The sequence below is a fragment of the Nocardioides sp. genome (assembly GCF_036401255.1).
Classification (GTDB): Bacteria; Actinomycetota; Actinomycetes; order Propionibacteriales; family Nocardioidaceae; genus Nocardioides.
In genome coordinates, this window is record NZ_DASWVI010000054.1 from 1 (window position 1) to 1,747 (window position 1,747).

1 protein-coding gene is annotated in these 1,747 nt (G+C 71.8%); it reads right to left on the bottom strand.

What is annotated here, in order from left to right:
- Positions 1-1,747: Rne/Rng family ribonuclease (locus tag VGD85_RS02535; RefSeq protein WP_331061875.1), on the bottom strand; the 1,747-nt coding region annotated here is incomplete at both ends.

The following is a 1,747-nucleotide window of genomic DNA, read 5'->3' on the forward strand; positions in this document are numbered from 1 at the left end:
TGCTCGGTGGTCGGACGCTCGGGGGTCTCGTCCGCGGCCACCGGCGGCATCGTGTCGAGGCTCGGCTCGGCGGTCGGCTCGGCGGTCGGCTCGGTGCTCTCCGGTCGGGCCATCGCGGCCACGTCCTTCGGGGAGGGCGCCTTCTGCGCGGGGGCGGCCGGCTCCTGGTCGCCCCCTCGACCACGGCCGCCGCGTCCACGGCGGCCGCCACCGCGCCGGGACTCGTCCTCGGCGCGCTTGGGCTCGACGGGAGCCTCGTGGATCAGCACGCCGCGGCCCTGGCAGTGCTCGCAGTTCTCGCTGAACGCCTCGAGCAGGCCGGTGCCGATCCGCTTGCGCGTCATCTGCACGAGGCCGAGGGAGGTGACCTCGGCGACCTGGTGGCGGGTGCGGTCGCGGCCCAGGCACTCGACGAGGCGACGCAGCACCAGGTCGCGGTTGGACTCCAGGACCATGTCGATGAAGTCGACGACGATGATGCCGCCGATGTCGCGCAGCCGGAGCTGGCGGACGATCTCCTCGGCCGCCTCGAGGTTGTTCTTGGTGACGGTCTCCTCGAGGTTGCCGCCAGAACCGGTGAACTTGCCGGTGTTGACGTCGACGACCGTCATCGCCTCGGTGCGGTCGATGATCAGCGAGCCGCCCGAGGGCAGCCACACCTTGCGGTCGAGGCCCTTGGCGATCTGCTCGTCGATGCGGTACTCCGCGAACACGTCCGCCTTGCCGCCCGCACCGTCCGGTCCCGGGTCGTAGCGCTCGAGCCGCGGCTCCAGGTCGGGTGCGACGTGCTGGACGTAGCCCTGGACGGTGTCCCAGGCGTCCTCGCCCTGGATGACCAGCTTGGAGAAGTCCTCGGTGAACAGGTCGCGGACGACCTTCAACGTCAGGTCCGGCTCGCCGTAGAGCAGCTGCGGCGCGTTGCCCTTGGCCTTGGCCTCGATGTCCTCCCACCGGGCCTTGAGCCGCTCGACGTCGCGGGTCAGCTCCTCCTCGCTGGCACCCTCGGCGGCGGTGCGCACGATCACCCCGGCGGTGTCGGGGACGATCTCCTTGAGCAGCGCCTTGAGCCGGTTGCGCTCGGTGTCGGGGAGCTTGCGGGAGATCCCGCTCGTGGTGCCGTCGGGCACGTAGACCAAGAAGCGGCCCGCCAGGCTGATCTGGCTGGTGAGGCGGGCCCCCTTGTGGCCGATCGGGTCCTTGGTGACCTGCACGAGGACCGACTGGCCCGAGCTGAGCACGGACTCGATCTTGCGCGGCTGGCCGTCCTTGTGGCCCAGCGCCGACCAGTTGACCTCGCCGGCGTACAGCACGGCGTTGCGGCCCTTGCCGATGTCGATGAACGCCGCCTCCATGGAGGGCAGCACGTTCTGCACCCGGCCGAGGTAGACGTTGCCGATCAGCGAGGTCTGGGACTCGCGGGCGACGTAGTGCTCGACGAGCACCCGGTCCTCGAGCACGCCGATCTGGGTGAGCTCCTCACGCTGCCGGATCACCATCACGCGGTCGACGGACTCGCGGCGCGCGAGGAACTCGGCCTCGCTGACGATCGGGGCGCGGCGCCGGCCGGCCTCGCGGCCCTCGCGGCGGCGCTGCTTCTTGGCCTCGAGCCGCGTCGACCCGGAGACCGCGGTGATCTCGTCCTCGGCGGAGCGACCCTTGCGCACGCGCGTGGTGGTGTTCTGCGGGTCGTCGCCCGAGCCTCCCCCGGAGTCGCCGTCGCGGCGTCGGCGCCGGCGCCGGCGCGACC